Source organism: Streptomyces sp. NPDC001868, from assembly GCF_040297125.1.
Classification (GTDB): domain Bacteria; phylum Actinomycetota; class Actinomycetes; order Streptomycetales; family Streptomycetaceae; genus Streptomyces.
Window position 1 is genome coordinate 147,635 of record NZ_JBEOYO010000008.1, and the last position, 26,116, is coordinate 173,750.

25 protein-coding genes are annotated in these 26,116 nt (G+C 71.5%); 18 read left to right on the plus strand and 7 right to left on the minus strand.

Annotated features, from left to right (window positions below; all coding sequences use genetic code 11):
* The first annotated feature begins 30 nt into the window (after positions 1-30).
* The gene (locus ABT147_RS12690; protein WP_351404901.1) at positions 31-1,098 is read left to right on the plus strand and encodes a MerR family transcriptional regulator; all 1,068 of its coding nucleotides are present in this window, start codon (positions 31-33) and stop codon (positions 1,096-1,098) included.
* Here the strand turns inward: ABT147_RS12690 and ABT147_RS12695 are convergent.
* On the minus strand, positions 1,095-2,456 hold the full coding sequence (locus tag ABT147_RS12695) for a cryptochrome/photolyase family protein (protein ID WP_351404904.1): 1,362 nt from the start codon (positions 2,454-2,456) through the stop codon (positions 1,095-1,097). The two genes, ABT147_RS12690 and ABT147_RS12695, sit on opposite strands and share 4 nt — an antisense overlap.
* A 120-nt stretch (positions 2,457-2,576) precedes the next feature.
* Positions 2,577-3,512, minus strand: coding sequence for a LysR family transcriptional regulator (locus ABT147_RS12700; RefSeq protein WP_351404906.1), 936 nt, complete (start codon positions 3,510-3,512; stop codon positions 2,577-2,579).
* 143 nt (positions 3,513-3,655) lie between these two features.
* Here ABT147_RS12700 and ABT147_RS12705 point away from each other — a divergent pair, with 143 nt between their 5' ends.
* The 6 genes from ABT147_RS12705 (at position 3,656) to ABT147_RS12730 (ending at position 9,320) form a co-directional block, all read left to right on the plus strand.
* Positions 3,656-3,733: a putative leader peptide gene (locus ABT147_RS12705; RefSeq protein ID WP_351405193.1), complete on the plus strand. Its 78-nt coding sequence runs from the start codon at positions 3,656-3,658 to the stop codon at positions 3,731-3,733.
* A 154-nt stretch (positions 3,734-3,887) separates the two neighbouring features.
* On the plus strand, positions 3,888-4,997 hold the full coding sequence (gene sfnG, locus ABT147_RS12710; RefSeq protein WP_351404908.1) for a dimethylsulfone monooxygenase SfnG: 1,110 nt from the start codon (positions 3,888-3,890) through the stop codon (positions 4,995-4,997).
* A 13-nt stretch (positions 4,998-5,010) separates the two neighbouring features.
* Positions 5,011-6,228: an acyl-CoA dehydrogenase family protein gene (locus ABT147_RS12715; RefSeq protein ID WP_351404911.1), complete on the plus strand. Its 1,218-nt coding sequence runs from the start codon at positions 5,011-5,013 to the stop codon at positions 6,226-6,228.
* A 60-nt stretch (positions 6,229-6,288) separates the two neighbouring features.
* Entirely contained in the window at positions 6,289-6,843 is a 555-nt protein-coding gene (gene ssuE, locus ABT147_RS12720) for an NADPH-dependent FMN reductase (protein WP_351404913.1), read from the plus strand.
* Between the two features lie 4 nt (positions 6,844-6,847).
* The gene (locus ABT147_RS12725; protein WP_351404915.1) at positions 6,848-8,125 is read left to right on the plus strand and encodes an SfnB family sulfur acquisition oxidoreductase; all 1,278 of its coding nucleotides are present in this window, start codon (positions 6,848-6,850) and stop codon (positions 8,123-8,125) included.
* 52 nt (positions 8,126-8,177) lie between these two features.
* Positions 8,178-9,320, plus strand: coding sequence for an LLM class flavin-dependent oxidoreductase (locus ABT147_RS12730; RefSeq protein ID WP_351404917.1), 1,143 nt, complete (start codon positions 8,178-8,180; stop codon positions 9,318-9,320).
* Positions 9,321-9,338: 18 nt separating this feature from the next.
* On the opposite strand, the gene ABT147_RS12735 is transcribed toward ABT147_RS12730, so the two are convergent.
* A complete protein-coding gene (locus ABT147_RS12735; protein ID WP_351404920.1) occupies positions 9,339-10,382 on the minus strand; it encodes an acyl-CoA dehydrogenase family protein in 1,044 nt (347 codons plus the stop codon).
* Positions 10,383-10,615: 233 nt separating this feature from the next.
* Between ABT147_RS12735 and ABT147_RS12740 the strand changes: the two genes are divergently transcribed.
* The 7 genes from ABT147_RS12740 (at position 10,616) to ABT147_RS12770 (ending at position 17,208) form a co-directional block, all read left to right on the plus strand.
* Positions 10,616-11,497: a nuclear transport factor 2 family protein gene (locus ABT147_RS12740; RefSeq protein WP_351404922.1), complete on the plus strand. Its 882-nt coding sequence runs from the start codon at positions 10,616-10,618 to the stop codon at positions 11,495-11,497.
* A gap of 124 nt (positions 11,498-11,621) precedes the next feature.
* A complete protein-coding gene (locus ABT147_RS12745) occupies positions 11,622-12,125 on the plus strand; it encodes a MarR family winged helix-turn-helix transcriptional regulator (protein ID WP_351404924.1) in 504 nt (167 codons plus the stop codon).
* Positions 12,126-12,175: 50 nt separating this feature from the next.
* A complete protein-coding gene (locus ABT147_RS12750; RefSeq protein WP_351404926.1) occupies positions 12,176-12,895 on the plus strand; it encodes a response regulator transcription factor in 720 nt (239 codons plus the stop codon).
* A gap of 288 nt (positions 12,896-13,183) precedes the next feature.
* Positions 13,184-14,071, plus strand: a complete 888-nt coding sequence (locus ABT147_RS12755; RefSeq protein WP_351404928.1) for a glycoside hydrolase family 19 protein — start codon at positions 13,184-13,186, stop codon at positions 14,069-14,071.
* Between the two features lie 188 nt (positions 14,072-14,259).
* Positions 14,260-15,477 (plus strand): hypothetical protein, encoded by a 1,218-nt coding sequence (locus tag ABT147_RS12760; RefSeq protein WP_351404929.1) that lies wholly within the window; start codon positions 14,260-14,262, stop codon positions 15,475-15,477.
* 196 nt (positions 15,478-15,673) lie between these two features.
* Positions 15,674-16,069, plus strand: coding sequence for a VOC family protein (locus tag ABT147_RS12765; protein WP_351404932.1), 396 nt, complete (start codon positions 15,674-15,676; stop codon positions 16,067-16,069).
* Positions 16,070-16,131: 62 nt separating this feature from the next.
* Positions 16,132-17,208, plus strand: a complete 1,077-nt coding sequence (locus ABT147_RS12770; protein WP_351404934.1) for an adenosine deaminase — start codon at positions 16,132-16,134, stop codon at positions 17,206-17,208.
* Here ABT147_RS12770 and ABT147_RS12775 read toward each other — a convergent pair.
* From ABT147_RS12775 to ABT147_RS12785, 3 genes are all read right to left on the minus strand, one after another.
* Complete coding sequence (locus tag ABT147_RS12775) at positions 17,184-17,723, minus strand: mycothiol transferase (protein ID WP_351404936.1); 540 nt, start codon at positions 17,721-17,723, stop codon at positions 17,184-17,186. The genes ABT147_RS12770 and ABT147_RS12775 overlap by 25 nt on opposite strands.
* Positions 17,724-17,788: 65 nt before the next feature.
* Entirely contained in the window at positions 17,789-18,262 is a 474-nt protein-coding gene (locus ABT147_RS12780; RefSeq protein ID WP_351404938.1) for a hypothetical protein, read from the minus strand.
* Between the two features lie 56 nt (positions 18,263-18,318).
* Entirely contained in the window at positions 18,319-18,939 is a 621-nt protein-coding gene (locus tag ABT147_RS12785; RefSeq protein ID WP_351404939.1) for a hypothetical protein, read from the minus strand.
* A 270-nt stretch (positions 18,940-19,209) separates the two neighbouring features.
* Between ABT147_RS12785 and ABT147_RS12790 the strand changes: the two genes are divergently transcribed.
* Complete coding sequence (locus tag ABT147_RS12790; protein WP_502983081.1) at positions 19,210-20,655, plus strand: helix-turn-helix domain-containing protein; 1,446 nt, start codon at positions 19,210-19,212, stop codon at positions 20,653-20,655.
* Here the strand turns inward: ABT147_RS12790 and ABT147_RS12795 are convergent.
* The gene (locus tag ABT147_RS12795; RefSeq protein WP_351404944.1) at positions 20,645-21,550 is read right to left on the minus strand and encodes a LysR family transcriptional regulator; all 906 of its coding nucleotides are present in this window, start codon (positions 21,548-21,550) and stop codon (positions 20,645-20,647) included. The genes ABT147_RS12790 and ABT147_RS12795 overlap by 11 nt on opposite strands.
* Before the next feature lie 127 nt (positions 21,551-21,677).
* Here ABT147_RS12795 and mgrA point away from each other — a divergent pair, with 127 nt between their 5' ends.
* The 3 genes from mgrA to ABT147_RS12810 all read left to right on the plus strand — a co-directional run bounded on the left by mgrA (position 21,678) and on the right by ABT147_RS12810 (position 26,113).
* A complete protein-coding gene (gene mgrA, locus ABT147_RS12800; RefSeq protein ID WP_351404946.1) occupies positions 21,678-22,676 on the plus strand; it encodes an L-glyceraldehyde 3-phosphate reductase in 999 nt (332 codons plus the stop codon).
* Between the two features lie 589 nt (positions 22,677-23,265).
* Entirely contained in the window at positions 23,266-23,676 is a 411-nt protein-coding gene (locus ABT147_RS12805) for a hypothetical protein (RefSeq protein ID WP_351404949.1), read from the plus strand.
* A 109-nt stretch (positions 23,677-23,785) separates the two neighbouring features.
* Positions 23,786-26,113, plus strand: a complete 2,328-nt coding sequence (locus ABT147_RS12810) for an FHA domain-containing protein (RefSeq protein ID WP_351404951.1) — start codon at positions 23,786-23,788, stop codon at positions 26,111-26,113.
* Positions 26,114-26,116: the final 3 nt, after the last annotated feature.

The following is a 26,116-nucleotide window of genomic DNA, read 5'->3' on the forward strand; positions in this document are numbered from 1 at the left end:
GCATCGCTTGTGCATCGTATAGTCGCCCTCATGGGTGCATACGGGGAGGAAAACCCCGCCGATCCCGGGCTCACCAGCGGGGCCCTGGCCCGCCGGCTGGGCGTGTCACCGACGACCCTGCGTTCCTGGGACCGCCGCTACGGCATCGGGCCCGCGCTCCGCACCGACGGCCGGCACCGGCGCTGGACCCCGGGGGACGTGGCGATGGTCGAGACGATGTGCCGGCTGACATCCGCCGGGCTGCCACCGGCCGAGGCGGCCCGCGCCGCGAAACAGGGGGCCGGGGCCCCGAGCGGGCGGAAAGGGACCGGGGCAGCGGAAGTCCCGGACGGGGAGGACCGGGGCCGGCCCTCACACCCGCCCGGCCCGCCGTCCCCGGGGGAGACCCGCCGGGAATGCCGGGCGTCCCCGGGGGAGACCCGCCAGGAGTGCCGGGGCCTCGCCCGCGCCGCCGTACGGCTGGACGCCCCGGCGGTGGAGGACCGGTTGGCCGGGGCCGTGGCGCGGCACGGGCTCACGGTCGCATGGCAGGAGGTGATGGTGCCGACGCTGCACGCGGTGGGCCGCAAGTGGGCGTCGTCCGGCGACCGTTACGTCGAGGTCGAGCATCTGCTGTCCTGGCATGTCTCCACCACCCTGCGCCGCCACACCCGGCCGCCCGCACCGCGCCACGACACCACCGCCCCCGGCCCGGTCGTCCTGGCCTGTGTGCCCGGCGAACAGCACACTCTCCCGTTGGAGGCCCTGAACGCCGCCCTCGGCGAACTCGGTCTGCCCACCCGGATGTTCGGCGCCGCCGTCCCCGCCGAGGCCCTCACCGCGGCGGTCGACCGGCTCGGCCCGGCGGCCGTGGTCCTGTGGGCCCAGGCCCGCGCCACTGCGAGCCTGCCGCTGGCCCGCCGTGTCGCCGCCCTGCGCTGGGGCGTGAAGGGCGCCCGCGGACAGGCGCTCGTCGTGCTCGGCGGCCCCGGCTGGCACGGGCGCCCCGCGTCGGGGACGGTCCGGCCGGCCACGCTGGACGAGGCGGTGGAGGTGCTGTCCGGCCTCGACGGACAGCACCGCCCACGTCCCGAAGGACAGGTGGCCCGGCCGGTCTAGGACTTGCGCCCCCGCAGGAACCGCTCCCGCCCCTCCGCCAGCTCGACGATCGGCTCCGGATAGCCGAGCGCGGCACGATCCGGCCCCCGCAGCTTCCACGGCTCGTGCACCGCGCCGCCCGCGATGCCCGCCAACTCCGGTACCCAGCGCCGTACGTACTCCCCGTCCGGGTCGTACCGCTTCGCCTGCGTGACCGGATTGAGGACCCGGTTGGGGCGGGTGTCGGTGCCGGTTCCGGCCACCCACTGCCAGTTGAGCTGGTTGTTGGCCACGTCGCCGTCGACGAGGAGGTCCAGGAAGTGCCGGGCGCCGACCCGCCAGTCGACGTACAGCGTCTTGGTGAGGAAGCTCGCGGTCAGGAGCCTGCCCCGGTTGTGCATCCAGCCCTCGTGACGGAGCTGGCGCATGGCCGCGTCGACCACCGGGTAGCCGGTGCGGCCCTCCCGCCAAGCCTCGGCCTCCTCCGGAGCGGACCGCCAACGGTCGTGCCGGGCGCGGTAGTCCACGGACGCGGTCTCCGGCCGGGCGGCCAGCACCTGGCGGTTGAAGTCCCGCCACGCTAGCTGCCGTACGAACGCCTCGGCGCCCGGACCGCCCGCCCGGCGCGCCCGGTGGACCAGCTCGACGGGGGAGAGGGTGCCGAAGTGCAGATGGGGCGAGAGCCGGGAGGTCGCGTCGCCCGCCAGGTCGTCGTGCCGGTCCTCGTACGCGTCGACACCGGCCCGCAGCCAGGCCGTGAGCCGCCGCCGGCCCTCCGTCTCACCGCCGGCCGCGAGCCCCGGCGACAGGTCCGCGATGCCGGTACGGGACGGCAGCCGCTCGGAGCCGAGACCGTCCGGGACCAGGACCGCCCGGGGCGCGTCCAGCGTGTCGCGCAGCGGCTGCCGGGACCAGTGCCGGAAGTAGGGCGTGAAGACACTGAAATGGTCGGACCCGGCCGGGGTCAGGGCACCCGGCGGAACGGCCGTGGTCACCGTGTCGTGCACATGCAGCCGTACCCCCTGCCCCTCCAGCGCCCGGCGCAGCCGCTCTTCCCGCCGGTGCGCGTGCGCGCTGACGTCCGCCGTCAGATGCACCTCGTCGGCGTCCGCCTCGGCCGCCACCTTCGCCACCTGCTCCACGACGTCGCCCGAGCGCACCACCAGCCGTCCACCGCGCTCGCGCAGTCCCGCGTCCAGATCCCGCAGACAGTCGGCGAGGAACGCCAGCCGGTTGGGCACGGCGAAACCGGCCCGGTCCACCGCCGGATCCCGCACGAACAGCGGCACGACCCGCCGGGAGCCGTCCAGGGCCGCCCGCAGCGGCGGATGGTCGCGCAGCCGCAGGTCGGCGGTGAACAGCACCACCGAGACGTTCATGGGCACACCTCCGTATCAGGTCCCCCAAGGTCCCCCACCCGTCACTTCCACGCGGAGGGCCGGTTCGGATGCGGTGGGCGCGCTTTTCATCCGCAGGGGGAGCCGGGCGGGACGGCGGTGTCAGGGCTGCGGCGTCTGTCCGCCGGTCAGGTCTCGGCCGGTCAGGCCGTGTGCGGTCCGTACGAACGCCTCGTGCAGGTCCCGCGCCGCCTGCGGTACGGAGTCCGCCTTGCGGCGCTGGAGCATCAGCAGGACCCGGGTGGAGTCCCCGGCGATCGGCCGGTGGACGAGGGCGCCCCGCCGCTCCAGCGGGTCGCCGGTCACGCTGAAGTCCGGCAGGACCGTCGCCCCGAGCCCCTCCGCGACCAGCAGCTTGCCCATCTCGGCGCCGTCGGTGGAGTACGCGAAGGCGGGATCGCGGCCGTCGAGGAGCCGGTGGACATAGCGGTGCATGACATACCCCGAGCGCATACCGATCAGCGGTACGGCGAGCAGGTCGTCCACGGACACCGCCGCCCGGGACGCCAGCGGACTGTCCGGGCGGACCACCACCACCGGGCGGCCCCGCAGCAGCTCGGTGGCCTCGAACTCGGCGGGCACGTCGTCGCCGTCGAGGTGGTTGACGAGCCCGAGGTCGAAGGAGCCCTCCAGCAGACCCCGGTGGATGTCGGTCTGCTGGGTGCCGACCACCTCGACCTGGGTGAGGGGATGCGTGGCACGGAAGTCGCGGATCACCGGGATGAGCAGCGGCACGGTCGCCGCGTTGACCGTGCCCAGGCGGACCATCCGGCTGATGCGGTGCTGTTCGCCCGCCGCCGCCCGCAGCCGGTCCACCGCGTCCAGCACACCGATGATGTGCGGCAGCAGCTCCCGGCCCGAGGCGCTCATCGTCGCGCCGGACCGCTTGCGCTCCAGCAGATCGACCCCGAGTTCGCGTTCCAGATTCCGTACGGTCTCGCTCAACGCGGGCTGGGAGAGCCGCAGTTCGTCGGCGGCCCGGCGCAGGGAACCGAGCCTGGTCACCGCCGTGATGTATTCCAGCTGTTCTGTCCGCACGGCAGCAGAATGCGCGCCGATTTCCCGCCGGTTCAAGGGTTTCCCTGTCACACCTTCGTGAAATTCAATGGTCCGGGATTCGAGACCGGTCGGGTTCTCCTTGACGGTCGTCGCCGACGGCTGTCACGATCGACGACATGAAGATGCGACTGGACCTCACGCGGCGACGCCATGTCGACCTCGCGCGCGTCTCCAGCGCCTCCTGTCGCGCCGCGGCCTGATCAACCCCTGCGATCCGCCGCGCTTTTCCGCATTCCCCGCCTGAATTCCCTGTGCCCGCGCACCCTTTGAAGCGCCTGCGCGCCTCCTGCCGTGCCCGTGTGCCTGTTCCCCGAATTCGGCGTGCCCGAAAACATTCCGCACCAGGAGTTCCGCATGCCCGCCGCGCCCGCGAAATTCGCCTATTGGGTCCCCAACGTCAGCGGGGGACTCGTCACCAGCAAGATCGAGCAGCGCACCGACTGGGGGTACGAGTACAACCGCGAACTCGCCGTCCTCGCCGAGAACAACGGCTTCGAGTACGCGCTCAGCCAGGTCCGCTACATGGCCAGCTACGGCGCCGAGTACCAGCACGAGTCGACGAGCTTCAGCCTCGCCCTGCTGCTCGCCACCCAGCGCCTGAAGGTCATCGCCGCCATTCACCCGGGGCTGTGGCACCCGGGCGTCCTCGCCAAGTTCGGCGCGACCGCCGACCACCTCTCGAACGGACGCTTCGCCGTCAACGTCGTATCCGGCTGGTTCAAGGGCGAGTTCACCGCCCTCGGCGAGCCCTGGCTGGAGCACGACGAGCGCTACCGCCGCTCCGAGGAGTTCATCCGCGCCCTGCGCCAGATCTGGACCGAGGACCACACCGAACTCGCCGGTGACTTCTACCGGTTGCGCGACTTCTCCCTCAAGCCCAAGCCCCTCAACACCCCCGAACGCCCCCACCCGGAGATCTTCCAGGGCGGCAACTCGACCGCCGCGCGCGCCATGGCCGGCCGGGTCTCCGACTGGTACTTCTCCAACGGCAAGGACTTCGACGGAGTCGTCGAGCAGCTCACGGACGTACGCGCCGCCGCCGCCCAGGTCGGCCGTACGGCACCGAAGTTCGGCCTCAACGGCTTCCTCATCGCCCGTGACACCGAGGCCGAGGCCCGCGACACCCTGCGGGAGATCGTCGCGAACGCCGACCGGGAGGCCGTCGAGGGATTCGGCGCCGCCGTCAAGCAGGCCGGGCAGTCGGCCGCGGACGGCAAGGGCATGTGGCAGGACTCCTCGTTCGAGGACCTCGTCCAGTACAACGACGGCTTCCGTACGGGCCTGATCGGCACCCCCGAGCAGATCGCCGAACGGATCGTCGCCTACAAGCGGCTCGGCGTCGACCTCTTCCTCCTGGGCTTCCTCCACTACCACGAGGAGGTCGAGTACTTCGGCAAGCGCGTGCTGCCGCTGGTGCGTGAACTGGAGGCCCAGCTCCCCGAATCCGCCCTCGCCCAGGTCTGAGGAGGCCATCGAGATGAGCACCGTCACCCCCACCGACTGGACGACCGGCCCCGCCCCGAAGACCGCCCAGGAGTGGATCGCCCGCGCCGGCGAGGTCGCCGCCGTCCTCGCCACCGACGCCGCCGAGCGCGACCGCGCCGGAGCCACCCCCTACGCCGAGGTCCGGCTGCTGAAGGACTCCGGCCTCGTCACCCTGCTCGGCCCCACCGAGCACGGCGGCGGAGGCCAGGAATGGCCCACCGCCTACCGGGTCGTCCGGGAGGTCGCCAAGGCCGACGGATCCATCGGCCAGCTCCTCGGCTACCACTACCTCTGGAACTGGGCCGCCCGACTGGTCGGCACCCGCGAACAGTGGGAGCACGTCGAGGCCGAGGCCGCACGCGACCGCTGGTTCTTCGGCGGGGCCGTCAACCCGCGCGACAAGGACGTCGTGGTCACCGAGGACGGCGACGACCTCGTCTTCACCGGCCGCAAGTCCTTCTCCACCGGCAGCAAGGTCTCCGACGTCACCGTCCTCGAAGGCGTCCTGGAGGGCACCGACAGCCATGTCTTCGCGATCGTCCCCTCCGACAGCGAGGGCCTGACCTTCCACGACGACTGGGACAACATCGGCCAGCGGCTCACCGAGAGCGGCGGCGTCACCCTCGACGGCGTCCGCACCCCCTGGTCCTCCGCCGCCGGCTATGTCGACAAGGAGTTCCGGCCCCGCACCTACAACACCCTCAACGTCCCCACGATCCAGCTCGTCTTCGTCAACTTCTACCTCGGCATCGCGGCCGGCGCGCTGGAGACGGCGGCGACGTACACCCGCACCAAGTCCCGGTCGTGGCTGCACGGCGGGTACGAGCGCGCGGTCGACGAGCCGTACGTCATCGACGTCTACGGCGATCTGACCGCCAAGCTCTGGGCGGTCGAGGCCCTCGCCGACACGGTCGCCGCCGAGGGGCAGCGGCTGCACGACGATCCCGACGCCGTCACCGAGAAGACGCGCGGCGACTTCGAGGTCCGGGTGGCCGCCGTCAAGGCGCGCGCCACGGATGTGGCCCTGGAGGTCGCGAACCGGATCTTCGAGGTGACCGGAGCCCGGTCGACGGCCGCCGCCGAAGGCCTCGACCGCTTCTGGCGCAACATCCGCACCCACACCCTCCACGACCCCGTCGCCTACAAGCGCCGCGAGGTCGGGCGCTGGGTCCTCGAAGGCGAACTGCCCGAACCCACCTGGTACTCCTGACCGCTCCCTTCCGGGGTGCCCGTCCGCACGGGCACCCCGGGTACCCCAGAAAGAGGACCCATGGCCACCGTCCTGTCAGTCTCCGGCAGCCCCTCCGTCTCCTCCCGCACCGCGAAGCTCGTCCGGCACCTCGACGCCCGCCTCATCGCCCAGGGCCACGACGTCGTCCCGCTCGACATCCGCACCATCCCCGCCGAAGCCCTGCTCGGCGCGGACTTCAAGCATCCGGCCATCGTCGAGGCCACCGAACTCTTCGCACGGGCCGACGGCATCGTCATCGCCACCCCCGTCTACAAGGCCGCCTACTCCGGAGTCCTCAAGGCCCTGCTCGACCTGCTCCCGCAGTACGCCCTCACCGGCAAGACCGTGCTGCCCCTGGCCACCGGCGGTTCCACCGCTCATGTCCTCGCCATCGACTACGCCCTGCGGCCGGTGCTCAGCTCCATGGGCGCCCGGCACATCGTCCCCGGCTGGTTCACCCTCGACAAGGACATCACCGTGGGGGAGGACGGCAAGGTCACGGTCGCCCCGGCCACCGCCGAGGCCCTCGGCCAGGTCGTCGATCAGTTTCTGACCGCGCTCGGCCCGGCGCCGGTGCTGGCCGCCGCGAGCTGACGCCATGACCGACACCCCCACTCCCGGGTACGGCACTCCCGGGTACGGCGCGCCCATCGCGTCCCCCGCCGCCAACGTCGACGAGGCCACCGCGTCCCCGGCCGCCAAGGTCATCGCCGACGACGTCGAGGCCCTGACCGTCGTCGCCGCGCTCGCCGAGGAGTTCCGCGCCGGAGCCTCCGAGCGTGACGCCGAACGGCGGCTGCCGCGCGCCGAGTTGGACCGGCTCTCCGCCTCCGGGCTGCTGGCCGTCACCGTGCCCGCCGAGCACGGGGGAGCGGACGTCAGCCAGGAGACCCTGGCCGAGATCTTCCGGCTGCTCGCCTCCGCCGACGCAAGCCTCGCCCAGATCCCGCAGAGCCACTTCGCCTATGTCAATGTGATCATCCGTCAAGGCACCGCCGAACAGCGGGAGTTCTTCTTCGGTGAACTTCTCGCCGGGCGCCGCTTCGGCAACGCCCAGTCGGAGGCGGGCACCAGGCACCTCCAGGACATCCGCACCCGGCTCACCCGTCAGGCCGACGGCTCGTACGTCCTGAACGGCGTCAAGCACTACGCCACGGGCGCCCTGTTCGCCCACTGGATCCCGGTGCTCGCGCGGACCGAGGACGACAACCTGCACGTCGCCTATGTACCCCGGGACGCCCCGGGCCTGACGGTCGTCGACGACTGGGACGGCCTCGGCCAGCGGACGACCGCCAGCGGTACGGTCCGCCTGGAGGAGGTGCCCGTCCCGGCGGACCGGGTCCTCCCGCACCACCTCACCTTCCAGGGCCCCCAACTCCATGGCGCGAGCGCCCAGTTGCTGCACGCGGCCATCGACGTCGGGATCGCCGACGGGGCGCTCGCGGAGGCGGTCGAGTTCGTGCGGACCAAGAGCCGGCCCTGGTTCGAGAGCGGCTTCGAGACGGCGGCCGAGGACCCTCTCCTCATCCAGCGCTTCGGTGAACTCTCCGTCCAGGCAAGGGCGTCGAGGGCGCTGCTCCGGGAGGCGGCCCGTGCGGTCGACGCGGCCCGCGCCGACCTCACCGACGACTCGGCGGCCGAGGCCTCCATCGCCGTGGCCGCGGCGAAGGCCCACGCGGCCACCACCGCCGTCGAGATCGCGGGCGCCCTCTTCGAGGTCTCCGGCACCCGCTCGGCCCTCAACTCCCTCAATCTGCACCGTCATTGGCGGGACGCCCGCACCCACACCCTGCACGACCCGGCCCGCTGGAAGATTCAGCACATCGGCCGTCACGTCCTCAACGGCACCCGACCCCCACGCCACGGCCTGCTCTGAAGGGCGACCCCGATGACCTGTCGCCGCGGACCTTCCTGATCGGAGACCCCACGTGTCCCTCACCTTCCACTGGTTCCTGCCCACCAACGGCGACAGCCGCCATGTCGTCGGCGGCGGCCACGGCACGCCCGCCACCGAGTCCGGCCGGGACCGGCCGCCGACGGTCGCCTATCTGAGCCAGATCGCCCGCGCCGCCGAGGACCTCGGCTTCGTCGGTGCGCTCACCCCCACCGGTGCCTGGTGCGAGGACGCCTGGCTGACCACCGCGATGGTCAGCCAGAACACCGAACGCCTGAAGTTCCTGGTCGCCTTCCGCCCCGGCTTCGTCTCGCCCACACTCGCCGCCCAGATGGCCTCCACCTTCCAGCGGCAGACCGGCGGACGGCTCCTCCTCAACGTCGTCACCGGCGGCGAGAGCCACGAGCAGCGGGCCTACGGCGACTTCCTCGACAAGGACGACCGGTATCGCCGTACCGGTGAATTCCTGGAGGTCGTACGGGGGTTGTGGGAGGGCAAGACCGTCGACCTGAGGGGCGAGCACCTCCAGGTCGAGGACGCGCGGCTGGCCCGGCTCCCCGATCCGGTGCCAGAGGTGTACTTCGGCGGCTCCTCACCCATCGCCGGGGAGATCGCCGCCCGGCACGTCGACGTCTATCTCACCTGGGGCGAGCCGCCGGCGAAGGTCGCCGAGAAGATCGCCTGGATCAGGTCCCTCGCGGCGAAGGAGGGCCGCACCCTCCGCTTCGGCGTCCGGCTGCACGTCATCACCCGCGACACCTCGGAACAGGCCTGGGCGGAGGCGAACCGGCTGCTCGACGGCTTCGACCCGGAGACCGTACGGTCCGTGCAGGCCGGCCTCGCCCGCAGCGAGTCGGAGGGCCAGCAGCGGATGCTCGCCCTGCACGGCGGCAACCGCGACAGCCTGGAGATCCACCCCAACCTCTGGGCCGGTATCGGCCTGGTGCGCGGTGGCGCGGGCACGGCGCTGGTCGGCAGCCACGACGAGGTCGCCGAACGCATCAAGGAGTACCACGCCCTGGGCATCGACGAGTTCGTGCTCTCCGGCTACCCGCACCTGGAGGAGGCGTACTGGTTCGGCGAGGGCGTCCTCCCGCGCCTCGCCGCGCAGGGCCTGTGGCGCCACCCCTTCGCCAGGCCCACCACCCTCACGGCACAGGTGCCGTTCGCGAGCTAGCACCAAGGACCGAGACGTCTAGTACGCGGCCGACAGCGAGCCGAGGTGGGCCCGGCGCACCTCGGCGGTCTGGCCCTGTACCAGCAGGAACAGCGCCTCGCGGGCCAGGCGTTGGGCGCGGCTGTCCAGGGCGAGGGCGCGTCCGCCGCCGGCGACGACCGCCGCGGTCGTCGCCGTGCGCATCAGGTCGAACGCCTTCGTCTTGAGGGCGAGCCGCTCCTTCATGTGCTCGTGCGGCGCCGGATGGTCGGCGAGGGCGTAGGCCTGCCGCCGTACCTTGTCCACACGCAGACGCAGCGCCTTGGTCGTGGGGTCGTCCTGGTCCAGCAGGCCGAGGGCCGACTCGGCGACCCCGAACACCGCCGGTGAGGCGTTCGCGGGCTTGGGACGGTCGCTCGCGGCCCAGGACTCGTACGGCGCGTGCAGGGCCACCGCCTCGTCGGGGATCCACAGCCCGTCGAGGTCGAGCGAGACCGTACGGGCGGCCGTGAGCGCCGCGAGCCGCATGGGCGCGGAGGCCTTCAGCCCGGACTGCTGCCTGGCCTCGGTGAAGGCGAACACCACCTCGTCCGCGTCCGTCACCCCGGCCAGCAGCAGCACATCGTTGAGCCCCCACCCCGTGTACCAGGGAACCGTGCCGTGGAACCGCCAGCCACCGCGCTTCGGCACGGCCCGCACCGGCACCTGCGGATATCTGCGCAGATGCGCGTACGCGACGCCGGACAGCAGCTCGCCGGTGGCCAGCTTCCGCAACAGGCCCTCACGGGCGGGCAGTTCGCTCTTCACCAGGGTCAGCACGGGGGTGTAGTGCTGGGTCTGCACGAACCAGGTGGAGCAGCAGGCACCGGCCAGGATCTCTGCGGTCTCCCGCGCCACGGAGTTGGGGGCGCCCGACCCGCCGTACGCCACCGGCGCGCTCACCCCGAGCAGCCCCGACCGCTTGATCGCCTCGATACTGCTCGCGGGCACGCCCTCCTGGTCGACACGCTCGGCCTGGGGCGCGAGCACCTCGGCGGCGAGTCTGCGCGCCTGGACGACGAGGGGATGCGGTGAGGTGGTCATGGGGTGATTCTCCCCGGCTCCGGCCCCAAAGATCACATCTTCGGGGAGCGGGCGTGGCCGGATTTCGGTGTGTGACGCGCGCCACGTCGGCCCGATGTCAGGTCGCTGGCCGCAACCGGTCAGGCCGCTGCGCTTGCATGGTGATCGTCGGGGCCGCGCCCCCGGCGGCTCTACGAGCCACGGTTCGCTCCACCCCCCCCACCGGGCCGCTCGGCCCCGTAAGGAGAAAGACCATGAAAGACCGGGCCAAGGTCGAGGAACTCCTCGTCACGTCGGACCTGCAGCTGCAGACCTCGGCGGTTGCGTGGAAGCACGTCGAGGCCGAGTACGTCGACATCGTCGAGGACATCCTGGCGACGCTGGCGCCGAGCGGGCCCTACGCGTACACCGTCGTTCCCGGCCTCGAAGAGGGCAAGGAGATCCCGACGCAGCGGATCGTCGACACGTACGAGGGCATCGAGAGCAGCTACCGCAACATGCACCGGTTCGCCGCCGTGGTGCAGACCCGCCCGGTCGCGGAGATCAACACCGCCTGGTACAAGTTCGTGAGCGGCACGGGGCGGGGGCGCGACAAGAGGACCGGTGCCGAGACCGAGCGTCCCATCATCGTGCTGTTCCCGACGATGGGTTCCGAGGGAATCACCGGTGAACTCTTCTGGGGCCGCACCCAGCAGGAGACCCTGCCGGGCGACCCGGCCGACGGTGCGCTCGCCTCCAGGTTCGCCGTGGCGAAGGTGCACGACACGCTGCTCGACGCCTACCGCAAGGGCGACATCGACACGATCGTCGACCGGGCCCACCCCGAGATCCAGACGGCCGTGCGGGACTACGCGGCGGGCACCGGCACCCTGGCGGAACTGCACACCAAGGACGAGCTGAGGGCCCATCTCCAGGAGTTCCACGCCCACTACGAGGTCCGTGACATCGAGATCGTCCACCAGCACTTCGACGACTGGTTCTTCTTCCACGAGCTGCGCTGGACCGTCGAGGCCCGCAAGGGGCCCGACGCGGGCGGTGTGTTCCGCTACCACACCGCCGAGTACTCGGAGGTGTCCGGCGCCGGGCTGGTCGTCGCCCACATAGGCCACGGCACGGACCACTTGAAGCTGGGCTGACGCGAGGCTCGGCCTTCCCGCTTCGGTGCCCCGGACGACAAGTGTCGTCCGGGGCACCGGCGTGTGCCGGGACCGATCCATCTGACATTGCTTGACTCAGGCAAACTTCTGCTACGGTTGCCGCATGTCCACACCGCGCCCCATCGAAGCGGCCTCCCTGGCGGACGTGACCGAGATCGAACGGCTCCTCACCCGTGTCGCGTATCTCGCCGGCCGGGCCCGTCAGCACGAGCGTCTGATGTCCGACAGCGGCCTGTCCCTGGACCGCTCCTCCGTGTCGATCCTGCGGCACATCGCCGAGAGCGAGCCGCTGCGCCCGGGGGTGCTCGCGGTCCGGCTGTCCGTGGAGGCCTCCCATGTCACCCGGCAGCTACGGCAGTTGGAGAGCGCCGGCTATGTGGTCCGTATCCCGGACCCGGACGACCGCCGGGCGCAGCGCGTCCAGATCACCGACGCCGGGCTCGCGGCCTTCGAACGCGTCAGAGAGGCCGGCCGCCGGGGCATCGAGGTGGTGCTGAGCGACTGGTCGACCGAGGATCGACGGCAACTGGCCCATCTCTTCGGCCGGTTGGCCGACGACTTCGTCGAGCACGCCGAGGTGGCCGTCAACCCCCGGCCCGCCGACTGACGGCACATAGCGCGATCCCCCCACGCAAGCCCTACGCGAACGGTCTTGTCATGCGCACTCTGCTCACCGGGAAACCGTCGTCGCCGCGTGACGACGCACAGCACGTCCTGGTCGTCGTGGACGACCCCGGCGTCACCGAACTCCTCACCACCACCCTGGAGTTGGCCGGATACCGGGTCGCCGCGGCGGTCTCCGGCACCGAGGGGGCGACCCGGATCGCCCGCCACCGGTACGACCTGATCGTCTGGGACGCCGCGCTCCCGGACCTGGAGCGCTCGGCACGGAACCGGTACGGCATCCCGGCGGACCGGCCCCCGCTGCTCTTCCTGGCCACCTGCGACACCCTCCACGACCTGGTCCCCGGCCTGCGGCCCGGTGACGAGGACTATGTCGTCAAGCCCGTACGCATCGCCGAAGTCCTCGACCGGGCCCGGGCGTTGCTGCGCGGTCGGGGCGGTCCCGAACGCCTTGAGGGGATGCCCTGCTACGGCGACCTGGTCCTGGACGACGCCGCGTGCGAGGCGCGGCGCGGAACCAGGCCGCTCTGCCTCACGCCCGCCGAGTACCGGCTGCTGCGCCATCTGCTGGCGAACGCGGAACGGGTGCTGTCCAAGGAGCAGATCAGCCGGCACGTCTGGGGGGAGTACCGGGCCCACGGCGCGATCGAGAAGCTCGTGGCCCGGCTGAGGCGCAAGATCGACCAGGAGGAGCCCGCGCTGATCCACACCCGGCGCGGCTTCGGCTACTGGCTCGGCTGCCCCGACGACTGACCCGACGGCTGCCCCGACGGCTGATCCGACGGCTGTCCTCTGACCTCGCGCCTGATCTCGCACCTGATCCCGGGTCGGGCCCCGGCCTGACCTGGCGTCATACGAGTTGACTGGTCTACACCCTTGACTGGTACAGACCAACGCGGTTGAGTGTGCCCCCCACCCCCCACCACGGCCGCCCCCACGCCGTGGCCGGCCCCGCCGGCGCGTGCGCGCGAGGTTCAGTCCCACCCATGCCCTTCGGGCCCTTGCCCGGGTGCGGCCGTGCTCCACCGAGGAGTTGGTCCCGTGTCGAGGCGCCGCATATCCGCCGTACTGACCGCCCTGATCATCGGCGGTTCCACCCCCCTTCTGCTGCCCGCCCAGAGCGCGTCCGCCGCACCGTGTTCGAGCTATCCGAACTGGGTGGCCGGCAGGTCCTACGTCACCGGCAACATCGTGCGCTACACCGACGGCAAGGCGTACATCGCCGAGCACGACAACCCGGGCTACGACCCCACCATCAGCACCTGGTACTGGGAGCCGTACGCCTGCGAGAACGGTCCCACCAACCCCTCCGGGTTCGTGGTGAGCGAGGCGCAGTTCAACCAGATGTTCCCGAACCGGAACTCGTTCTACACGTACAGCGGGCTGCGGGCGGCCATGAGCGCCTACCCGGCCTTCGCCACCACCGGCAGCGACACCGTCAAGAAGCAGGAGGCCGCCGCCTTCCTCGCCAACGTCAACCACGAGACCGGCGGGCTCGTCCACATCGTCGAGCAGAACACCGCCAACTACCCCACCTACTGCGACTGGAGCCAGTCGTACGGCTGCCCGGCCGGACAGGCGGCCTACTACGGGCGCGGCCCCATCCAGCTCAGCTGGAACTTCAACTACAAGGCGGCCGGCGACGCGCTCGGCCTGAACCTCCTGGGCAACCCCTGGCTGGTGCAGAACGACGCGGCCGTCGCCTGGAAGACCGCCCTGTGGTACTGGAACACCCAGAAGGGACCCGGCACCATGACCGGCCACAACGCCATGGTCAACAGCGCCGGCTTCGGGCACACGATCCGCAGCATCAACGGCTCGCTGGAATGCGACGGCAAGAACCCCGCGCAGGTGCAGAGCCGAGTGAGCGCGTACCAGCGCTTCGTCCAGATACTGGGCACCTCGGCGGGCGGCAACCTGTACTGCTGAGTCGAACGAGCGCACCCGTCCGTCAGGTTCGTCCATCCGGCCGACCCGGCGGGCGGCGTGCCCGGCACGTGCGAGACTGCGGCGACGACCTCGGAGACGATCACGGCGCGGGGCAAAGCAGCATCAACGGGTTCATATAGGCTGCCTGTTCTGTCCCTGCCGTTCGTCACCACCCGGGAGAGTCATCCGTGAGCGTAGCCACCGCCCACTCCGCATCGGCCGTACCGCCCGCCGACGAGACGACCACCACACCGGAGGCCACCGGGGGAATCCCGGCGCAGGACGAGGGCTTCTGGGTCGAGCCGGTCGCGGCCGAGGGACAGACCCAGGTCGAGGGGCAGACCCAGGCCGAGGAGGCCCCCGAGACCCTTGAGACTCCTGAGGACGCGGCCGGCGACGACACCCCCGTCGACGCCGTGGACGAGCAAGTCGCCCGCGACGCCCGCGAGTTCGGGGAGTACGCGCGCACCGGCGGCTGGGCGTTCGCGCTGAAGGTGGCGCGGAGCGTGCGGCCCGGTGGGGAGACGGCGGGCGAGACGCCGAAGGTGTCGGCGAAGCAGTTCGCCGAGCTGGCCGGGTGCTCGCCCGAGCGGGTCATGCGCTACTACAAGGCGTGGGACAAGGCGGCCGACGACGGCATGGTCCCGCACTTCGAGGCGCTGGCCCCCGGCGCGGAGATCGACCTCCCGGACTCCGACGTGTGGCTGTCGTACTACAGCTCCCGGTCGAGCGCGACCTCCGACCGCGGCACCGCGATCACGGCGGCGGCCGAGGCCGAGGGCATCCGCCCGACCAAGGCGCTGGAGGTCGCCGAGAACCCCACCGCGCTGCGCGCCGCGATCCTCGCCGACCCGTCCACCGCGCAGGCCGCCCGCACCGCGCTCCTGGACCGCCTCAAGGAGGACCCCTCCCTCCAGACGGAACTGGCCCGTGACATCGCCCGCACCGACGAGCTGAAGAAGGCCGTCGCGAACGAGACCCAGGCGGCCAGCCGGATCGGCTACGTCCGGCAGATCGTCGAGAACGGCCAGGTCAAGACCCCGGCCGGCCAGGTGATCGACGCCACCGCCGAGCTGCGCGCCGAGGCCGAGCGGCATCTGTCCCTCATCGACGAGCTGGACGACGACGAGGACACCGGCGAGTGGGCGTCGGAGGCCTACGACACCGTCAAGGAACTCGTCGTCCAGACCGTCGAGTCGGACCCCGAACTGCGGGTCCAGGAGCGCCGGACGAAGTTCTACAGCAGCCTCCAGAAGGCCACGAAGGTGTTCGAGGAGCTGACCCTCGACGACGCCGTCGACCTCGACGCCATCTACGAGGACGACATGCTCCAGCGCCTCGAAGACCTCCAGCAGGCGCTGAACACCTGCATCGCCGCCCTGCGCAAGGTGTCGCCGGGCGAGTGATCCCGGGCTCCGGCCCACCCGGCTCCCTCCCGACTCCCGAGGCCCCCTGCCGCGCAGGGGGCCTCCGTCGTGCCAGGGGGCACCCCTCGCGCCGTACGGGCGGAACCCCTCGCGCCGTACCCGGAGAATGCCATTTGCCGTCCGACGCGTGTTACGTATAACCTCCCGGGAACCCCGAGCTACCCGAGAGGCCCCGATGAGACGCATAGCCCTGGTCACCCTCGTGGTCGGCGACTACGACGAGGCGATCCGCTTCTACACCGAGGCGCTCGGCTTCACGCTCGTCGAGGACGAACCGAGGCCCGGCGGCGGCCGGTGGGTCGTCGTCGAACCGGGGAGCGAGGGACAGGGCGGCGGACTGCTGCTCGCCAAGGCCAAGGACGACGCCCAGCGCGGCCGGGTCGGCGACCAGACCGGCGGACGCGTGGGGTTCTTCCTGCACACCGACGACTTCGCCCGCGACCACGCCCGGATGCTGGCCGCCGGCGTCAGGTTCCTGGAGGAGCCGCGCCACGAGCCGTACGGCTCGGTCGCCGTCTTCGAGGACCTGTACGGGAACCGCTGGGACCTCCTCCAGCCGGCCACCGCCTGAGCCACCCCCCGACCGCCGTACCCACCCCACCGCACCGCACCACCTGCCGAGGAACGAACGCCATGACCGCGCCCCGCATCGACGCCGACACCATCCGCAGCCTCCCCAAGGCCGTCCTGCACGACCACCTCGACGGCGGTCTGCGCCCCGCCACGCTCGTGGAGCTCGCGGCGGAGGTCGGTCACACCCTCCCGGAGACCGACCCGGAGGCCCTCGCCGCCTGGTTCTACGAGGCGGCCAACTCCGGTGACCTGGTGCGCTACATAGCCACCTTCGAGCACACCCTCGCCGTGCTGCAGACCCGCGAGGGACTGCTGCGGGCCGCCGAGGAGTATGTGCTCGACCTGGCCGCCGACGGTGTCGTCTACGGCGAGGTGCGCTACGCCCCCGAGCTGAACACGCGGGGCGGGCTCACGATGGGCGAGGTCGTGGAGACCGTGCAGGAGGGGCTGGCCGCCGGTATGGCCAAGGCGGCGGCCCAGGGCACGCCGGTCCGCGTCGGCACGCTGCTGTGCGGCATGCGTATGTTCGACCGGGTCGGCGAGGCCGCCGATCTGGCGGTGGCGTTCCGGGACGCGGGCGTCGTCGGCTTCGACATCGCGGGTGCCGAGGACGGCTTCCCGCCCGCCGACCACCTGGCCGCCTTCGAGCACCTGCGCCGCCAGAGCGTGCCCTTCACCATCCACGCCGGCGAGGCCCACGGCCTGCCCAGCATCCACCAGGCCCTCCAGGTCTGCGGCGCCCAGCGCATCGGCCACGGCGTCCGTATCACCGAGGACATCGTCGACGGCAAGCTCGGCCGCCTCGCGTCCTGGGTCCGCGACCGCCGGATCGCCCTGGAGATGTGCCCCACCTCCAACCTCCAGACCGGCGCGGCCACTTCCATCGCCGGGCACCCGATCACGGCGCTGAAGGACCTCGGCTTCCGCGTCACCCTCAACACCGACAACCGTCTGGTCTCGGGCACCACCATGACCCGCGAGATGACCCTGCTCGTCGAGGACGCCGGCTGGACCCTCGACGACCTGCGCACGGTCACCGTCAACGCCCTCAAGAGCGCCTTCCTCCCGTTCGACGAGCGCAACGCCCTCATCGAGGACGTCGTCCTGCCGCGCTACGCCTCGGCGTCCTCGCGCTGACCGCGCGGCATCCGCCGTATCAGCCCTCGTACGTAAGCCGCCTGGCCGACGTGCTGGAGATCGTCGGCCAGGACACTGACCAGCCGTACACCGAGGGTGACGGCCGGCGTCCACCGCTCGTCCACGATCCGGTCCAGGTCGTCGGCCCCGAGGCCGCGCACGAACGCGAGCGTCTGTTCGTGCACGGCGTCGTGGTATCCGGTCAGCAGGTCGGCCGACTCGACCCGTACCTCGGCCACCTGCGCGGGGCTGTGCCCGTAGCCCGTGTCCCGGGCCGGCAGACCGAGCCCGAAGCGCTTCTCCCAGCCCTGGGACAGCCAGACCTGGTCGAGCCCTGAGGCGTCGGCCAGGTGGTCGTCCTGGATCCGGGTGAGATGCCAGACCAGCCAGGCCACGGAGTTGGCGTCGGGGGCCGGGCGGGCGTGGAGGTCCGCCGGGGACAGTCCGTCCACGGCGGAGTGCACCTCCTCCTTGATCCGGCCGAACGCGTCGAGGAGAACGTCACTGACATCCATACGTCCACCATCGACCATCACGGCCGTGCCCGCACCGCTCCCCGACGCCCACCGTCGGGAACCCGTCAGCTTCCTGCGGCCCCCTTGGCGCCGATGTGGAAGATCTTGAGGCTGCGGTTCATGTCGACGACCAGCTTGGTGGTCCTGCCGTTGCCCCAGGTGAAGGTGATACCGGCCTCGGTGTGGTTCGCGGTGCCGTTGTCGGTGACCTTCCACCGGACGGGGACGTTCTGGGCGCGCAGGACGCCGTCCGCGTTGTTCTTGGCCTCCCAGGCCTTGAGCTCCTTCCGCAGAGCGGGCGTCAGGTAGTACTTCCGCAGCTCCTCGGCGAGCTTGCCGCCGCCCTCCGGGTCGCTCTGGGCGTCGATGTAGGCGCCGTAGAAGTCGGCGATGCGGGTGATCGGGTCCTCCGGCCCGCCGGTGACGGTGCGCGGGCCGCCGGCGGACGCGGTGGCCGTGACGCCGAGGCCGAGGGCCAGGGCGAGGCCCGCCGCCAGAGCGGTACGGCGGGTGGTGCGGGTGGTGCGCGTGCTGGTCATGTTCGTGTTCCCCGTTTTCCGGTGCCGTGTTTCCGGCGCCGAGTCTCTGGTTCCGGTCAGTAGAGCTTGTTGACGGCGGTGGTCGTCGTCTTCTTGAAGGCCTTGACCGGTGCCTTCTTGAAACCGCCGAACTGCCCGTAGTCCACGACGGTGACGGTCCGGCCGTCCCGGCCCACGGACAGGAGCCGCAGGTCCATCGCCCCCCAGGACGCGACACTGGCCACCCCGTGGACGCGGGCGCCCTCCTCGACCGGCAGCGTCCCGAGGTCCCGGTACTCGACCTCGACGTCCGGGTCGGAGGACTCACTCACGCACTTCTGGAAGTCCTTGTTCAGCCGCGTGGCGAGCGCCTTGGCCTTGCTGTCGCTGCCGGTGACGACGACCGTCTGCGTGGCACCCGCCTCCAGGTCCGTCCGGAAGGAGCGGTGGTTGACGTCGTAGGCCAGGAACGCGTCGCCCAGGCAGTACTGGAGCCCCTCGGGGACACCGTCCTCGATCTTGCCCGCCGTCCATGTGGAGGAGAGGTACGGCGGCAGTTCGTTCGCCGACAGGTACTTCGGCGCGCCGCTCGCCTTCGCGGCGGCGGCCGGTACGGCGCCGGCGGCGAGTGCGGAGAGCGCGGTGAGGCCCGCCACGGCGAGTGCGGTGAGCGTGCGGGCTCGGGTGTGCTTGAGCATGGATGTCCCCCGGGACGAGTACGTGAATGCGTACATGAATGAGCACGTGGATGAGCACGTGGATGACTGCGTGGTGTGTCTTCGCCGCCGACGCCGGATGGTCCGTCCGGCCCTGGTCGGTGTGACACCAAGAGCATCGGCCGTCACCCGGTGTGAGCGCAACGGCCCGCGCCCGATCCGGGCCCATGGAACCATCCCAGCCCTTCTGACGTGCACCTACAGGGAGTGCCTGGGATGCCGTCCCGGGACGTGGAGGGACGTGGGAGAACAGTGTCGGCAGTACCGGACGACGTTCAGGAATTCGCGGCGTCGCTCACGCGCATCAAGGAACGCACGGACCGCAGCTACGGCCAGCTGGCCCGCCGCCTCAACATGAACACCTCCACGCTGCACCGCTACTGCGCGGGGGACACCGTCCCGCTCGACTTCGCGCCCGTCGAGCGCTTCGCCGCGCTCTGCGGGGCGACGGGGGAGGAGCGGCTGGAACTGCACCGGCTGTGGCTGCTGGCGGTGGCGGCACGGCAGCGGGCGCGTACGGGCGGGGCAGCCTCCTCGACGCCGGAGCCGGCCCAGCCGACCGAAACGGCGCCGCCCGAGGAGCAGGCCGAGTCGGTGCCGCCCGAGGAACCCGCCGGGTCGGTGCCGCCCGAGGAACCCGCCGGGTCGGTGCCGTCCGAGGAGCACGCCGGGTCGGTGCCGTCCGAGGAGCCCGGCAAGTCCGCCCCGTCCGAGGCTCACGCCGAGTCGGCCGCGCCCACGGAACCACCCTCGTCCCGCCGCCCCTGGCACCGCCGTCGGCGCACCCTCGTCAGCGCGGCCGTCGCCGCCGTGCTCCTCGCCACCCTGGGCGGCCTCGCCGCCCTGCCGTCCGGCCGTTCCCCGGCGGACAGCACCGGGCAGGGCGGCACCCCGACCCCCTCCCGTACGACATCGGCGGCCCAGCGCCCGTCGGCCGCGCCCACGAGCCCGTCGCCCTCGCCGGACATCGAGGCCCCGAAGAGCCCTTCGGGCACGCCCACACCCACGCCCAGTGACAAGCCCGAAGGCACCCCCCCGAAGGACGAGGACACCGGGGAGCGCAAGCCCCCGGCCACCGGAATCCCCCTTACCTGGACGGCGAACTCCCAGATCTGGAACCTGGGTTGCGGTCACGACTACGTCATCGCCAAACCGCCGAAGGAGGTGCCCCCGCCGCCGGCCCCGCAGGACGCGGGCGCCTGGGTCGCGACGCAGCGGGGGGTGCACGGGCGGAACACGATCGTGGAGATCACGGTGCAGGGGAAGAAGTCCACGGCCGTCGTGCTGACGGCGCTGCGCGTGCGGGTCGTCGGACGCGGCGCTCCCACCGAGGGCAACGCCTACGCGATGGACCAGGGCTGCGGCGGACGGGTCAGCCCCCGGTACTTCGACGTGGACCTGGACAAGGACCGGCCGATCGCCCGCCCGGTCGACGGCGCCGACCTGGACGTACGGATCCCGGCCGTGCGCCTTCCGTACCGCGTGTCGGCCGACGACCCGGAGGTGCTGATGGTCTCCGCCAAGACCGAGACCTGTGACTGCAGCTGGTACCTGGAGCTGGAGTGGTCCTCCGAGGGCCGTACCGGCACCATCCGGATCGACGACGACGGCCGTCCGTTCCGTACGACCGGGATCAAGGGCCTGCCGCGCTACGAGTACGACACCCTGAACCGCCGGTGGGTCTCCGTCACCGAGTGACCTCGGGGCCCCCGACCGGCGGATCCAGCAGTTCCATCAGGGCGCGGGCCGCCGGGCTGGTGGCCTGCGGGGACGGCAGCAGGGCCACCGTCTCGTACACGGTCTCGCCGGTGCCCTTGACGGCGAGGGCGGTGAGGGAGTCGCGCTTGTGCCGGAAGTGACGGGGGACGACGGCGACGCCGAGGTTCTCGTCGACGAGTTCGAGGAGGCTGTGCACATCGTTGACCTCCAGGGCGACCGCGCGGCGGACGCCCGCGGCGGCGAAGACCGCGTCGGTGGTGCGGCGTGGGCCCCAGTCCGGGTGGAAGTCGACGAAGACCTCGCCGCCCAGCTCCTCCGGGGTCACCGCGGCCCCGGCCTGCGCGAGGCGGTGACTGGGGTGGCACAGGACGGTCATCGGCTCGCTGGACAGCGGGACGACCCGCAGCTGGTCGGTGTCCTCCTGCGCCGTCCGCACGGCGAACGCCAGATCGAGCCGCCCGCTCGCGACCTCCTCCGCGAGCGCGCCGGAGCCCGCCTGCCGCAGACAGATCTCCACATCCGGGTGCAGACGCCGGAACGAGGCGAGCAGCCCCGCCACATGCAGCCCGGCCACACACTGCTCGGACCCGAGCGCGAGCATGCCGCGCAGCACGCCCTGCACGGCGGCCACCGCCTCCCGGGCCGACCGCACCTGCGCGAGGATCCGCTCCGCCTCGGTCAGCAGCGCCCGCCCGGCCGGGGTGAGCATCACCTTGCGGGTCGTCCGTACGAACAGCGGCGTCTGCAGCTCGCGCTCCAGGGCCCGTACGGAGGCGGACAGACCCGACTGGGAGACCAGCAGGCGTTCGGCGGCCCGGGTGAAGTGCTCCTCCTCGGCGACCGCGACGAAGTGCTGGAGGTGGCGGAGTTCCATGACTGAGAAGCGTAGGCGCTGAATCCCATCGGATTCTTCTGTTGGACCAATGCCCCCAGGTCGCGAAAGAGTGGACACCGGTTCTCGGGGACTTCGGTCCCACCGTGCCAACCTCTCTGGAGTCGCGTTGTACACCGCACACCCCGACCGCTACGCGGACATGCCCTACCGGCGCACCGGACGCAGCGGCCTGAAACTTCCCGCGCTGTCGCTCGGCCTGTGGCACAACTTCGGCCCCGACCGCTCCGTCGAGACACAGCGCGCGATCCTGCGCCGCGCCTTCGATCTGGGCGTCACCCATTTCGACCTCGCCAACAACTACGGCCCGCCCCCCGGCTCCGCCGAGTCCGCCCTCGGCGAGGCCCTCAAGGACGACTTCGCGCCGTACCGCGACGAGCTGGTCATCTCCACCAAGGCCGGCTATCTGATGTGGCCCGGCCCGTACGGCGAGTGGGGTTCCCGGAAGTACGTGCTCTCCTCGCTCGACCAGAGCCTGAAGCGGATGGGCCTCGACTACGTCGACATCTTCTACTCGCACCGCCCGGACCCGGAGACTCCGCTGGAGGAGACGATGGGCGCGCTGCACTCGGCGGTCCAGCAGGGCAAGGCGCTGTACGTCGGTGTCTCCAACTACTCGGCCGAGCAGACCCGTGAGGCCGCCCGCATCCTGGGCGAGCTGGGCACGCCGCTGCTCATCCACCAGCCGCGCTACTCGATGCTCGACCGGCGCCCCGAGAGCGAGGGTCTGCTCGACGCCCTCGACGAGCTCCAGGTCGGCTCCATCGTCTTCTCCCCGCTGGAGCAGGGCCTGCTGACCTCCCGCTACCTCGACGGCATCCCGGAGGGGTCGCGTGCCGCGAGCGACAGCCCCTTCCTGAACTCCGACGCCGTCACCGAGGACCTGGTGGGCAGGCTGCGCGCGCTGAACGAGGTCGCCGAGTCCCGCGGCCAGACCCTGGCCCAGCTCGCCCTGGCCTGGACGCTGCGCGGCGGGCGGGTCACCTCCGCGCTCGTCGGGGCGAGCAGTGCGCGGCAGATCGAGGACAGTGTGGGCGCCATCGACAACCTCGACTTCGAGGCGGACGAGCTGAGCCGCATCGACGCGATCATCGAGGGCAAGGGCTAGTTTCCTGTCCGGCCTCGGGTCACCCGCGGCCCGGTGGGGCTTCTCGCGCAGTTCCCCGCGCCCCTGAAAAGCGGGGGCTCCGCCCCGTCGCTTCTCAGGCCGGCGGGGCCTGCCGTGGTCTTTTCAGGCCCGCAGGGGCCTGAATCTTTAGGGGCGCGGGGAACTGCGCGAGAAGCCCCACCGGGCCGCACTCGACAACGCACCCCGACCCGACCATGTCCGTTGAACACTCCGCCGAAGCCATCCGTATGGAACGGCGACGATCGCGCCCGGAACCACCCCCGCCCTCCCCCCCGGCCCCCAGGAACCCCCGGTCAGCGCCCCCTCCGCATCGTTTCGGCCAATCACACGCTCGCATATGCCAGGAGACTGGCTGAATTGGCATGGTGACAGAGCGTCAGGAGTGTCGATACTCGACTGACAGGGCGATTGAGTCATGAACGAACGCGCCCCCGTGCGCGTTCACCGCGTCACTGTGCGTGACGACTGGGTCGCCGGATGCGCACGACCAGCAAATCTGTGAGGCGGAAGCAAGGCTGCGCGGCGAGTGGGGCCGGGCGGGTCGGCGGTGCGATCGGGGGAGCGAAGCGTGCACGACGAATTCCTGTGCCATGTCACCGCGTACGGCTGGTGCGACGGCCGGCGCGTCGGTGTGCCCCTCGGTACCTATCGCGCCCCCACGCTGGCGCTGGCCCTGTGGTGGATGCGCGACCGCGCGTTATGGATCGCCGAACGCCTCGACCCGCGACCCGAGAACCCGAACTTCCCCCCGAACGCGGTCGTCCCGGTCGCCGAGACCGTTCCGGACGTACCGAGCCAGCTGCGCGCCTGGTCCACCGACGACGGACAACAGCAGCTGGTCGCCGAGGAGTTGGCCGCCGGGAACATGGTCCGGATCGCCACCAACGACGACACCACGGAGTACGAGCTGCTCGCGGAGTCCGTCGACGCCGTCCGTATGCAGCGCATCGCCCAGAGAATCGCCGCCCCCGCCGCCTGATCCGGGGGCGGCAGGGTTCGTCGGCCCGCCGGCCCGCGGCCGGCCCGCCGCCGGTCCTCGCCGAGGCGGCCGGGCGCGCATATCCGTACGAATCGGTAGAATTTTCGGCATGGCAGAGCGGTCGATCGCACCGACTGCGCCCGAACTCGTGCTGGAGACCGAGACGGGCTCCACCGTGATGACCCCGAGCCACGCCTACCACGTGGGACGCGACCCGCTCAGTGACGTCTTCCTCGACGACGACCGGGTCTCCTGGCACCACGCGGTGCTGCGGGCCGAGGCCGGCCACTGGACGATCGAGGACGAGAACAGCACCAACGGCACCTACGCCGACGGCCACCGCGTCCACGAGTGGGACGTCGGACCCGGCACCGTCATCCACTTCGGGAGCCTCCCCGACGGCCCCCGCGCCGTGCTCACCGGCCCCGCCCCCGAGCGCCCCTCCGGTGTCTTCCACCCCGCCTCCACCGGCACCTTCCGGCAGCCCACCAGCGTCCGCCCGCTGCCCCAGCGAACCGTCCGTATCGGCCGCGCCGCCGACAACGACCTGGTCATCGACGACCTCGTCGTCTCCCGCCGGCACGCGGAGCTCCGGGCGCGGCCGGAGGGCACGTACGAGATCGTCGACCTCGGCAGCCACAACGGCACCTTCCTCAACGGCACGCCCGTCGATCAGGCCCCGGTCACTCCCGGTGACATCGTCGGTATCGGGCACTCCGCGTTCTGCCTGGTCGGCGACGAGCTCCAGGAGTACGTCGACACCGGTGAGGTCTCCCTCGATGTCCAGGAACTCACCGTCGCCGTCGACCGCGGCCGGAAGACCCTGCTGGACAGGGTCACGTTTCCGGTCGGCGAGAAATGCCTCCTCGCCGTCGTCGGCCCGAGCGGCGCCGGCAAGTCCACCCTCCTGAACGCCCTCACCGGACAGCGCCCCGCCGACAGCGGCACGGTCCTCTACGACGGCCGCGACCTCTACCGCGACTACGCGGAACTGCGCCAGCGCATCGGTCTGGTCCCGCAGGACGACATCCTGCACGCCCAGCTGACCGTCCGCAGGGCCCTCTCCTACGCCGCCGAACTCCGCTTCCCGCAGGACACCGCGAAGGCCGAGCGACGGGACCGGGTCGACGAGGTGATCCGCGAACTGGGCCTCGAACAGCGCGCCGGCCAGCCCATCCACAGCCTCTCCGGCGGCCAGCGCAAGCGGGTCAGTGTCGCCCTGGAACTGCTGACGAAACCCTCCCTGCTGTTCCTCGACGAACCGACCTCAGGCCTCGACCCGGGCATGGACCGCTCGGTGATGCACATGCTGCGCGGCCTCGCCGACGACGGCCGCACCGTCATCGTCGTCACCCACAGCGTCCTCAGCCTCGACGTCTGCGACCGCCTCCTCGTCCTCGCGCCCGGCGGCAAGGTCGCCTACTACGGGCCGCCGGACGACACCCTCGCCTTCTTCGGGTTCGAGCAGTGGCCGGAAGCCTTCGAGGCCTTCGAACGGGACCAGGAGCGGGACTGGGCGGGGGAGTACCGCGACTCGCCCTTCCAGCGCCAGTACGTCACCGCCGCCATGGAACAGCCGTATCTGCCCGACCTGGAACCGGTCGCCGCGGCACCGCCGCCGCCCAAACCGCAGAGCTGGGGCGCCCAACTGGGCACCCTGGTCCGCCGGTACGCGGCCGCGCTGAGCGCCGACCGCACCTTCCTCGCCATCATGATCGCGCTGCCGTTCGTGATGGGCGCGATGGCCAGGGCGCTCGCGGGGAGCACCCTGGACCGGGAGACCGCCATGAACGCGCTGCTCATCCTGTGTGTGGGCGGGGTGCTGACGGGTGCGGCGAACGCCGTGCGCGAACTGGTCAAGGAACGGGTGATCTACCGGCGGGAACGAGCCGTCGGCCTGTCCAGATCCGCGTACCTGATGTCCAAGGTCGTCGTCCTCGGCACCGTCACCGTGCTCCAGGCGGTCGTCCTCACCCTGGTCGCCCTGCTCGGCGTCGACCTCAACGCCCCCGGCGGCGAAGGGGTGTTGATGCCGCCCCTGGTCGAGATCACGGTCGCCGTGGCACTGCTCGCGTTCACCGCGATGATGCTCGGCCTGGTCGTCTCCGCGCTGGTCCGCAAGGAGGAGGTCACCATGCCGCTGCTGGTGCTCCTCGCGATCGTCCAGGTCGTGTTCTGCGGTGCGCTGCTGGATGTGAAGGGCACGATCGTCCTCGAACAGCTGGCGTGGCTGGTGCCGTCGCGGTGGGCGTTCGCCGCGATGGCCGGCACGATCGACCTCGAACGGATCGTCCCCGACACGACGGACCCGCTGTTCGAGCATTCGGCGGGCGTGTGGCTGCTCGACATGGGGATGCTCGTCGTCCTCTCCCTGCTCTGCGGCTGGCTCGTCGTCCGGCTGCTGCGCCGCCGCGAACCCGCGGTGATGCGGAAGTAGCCG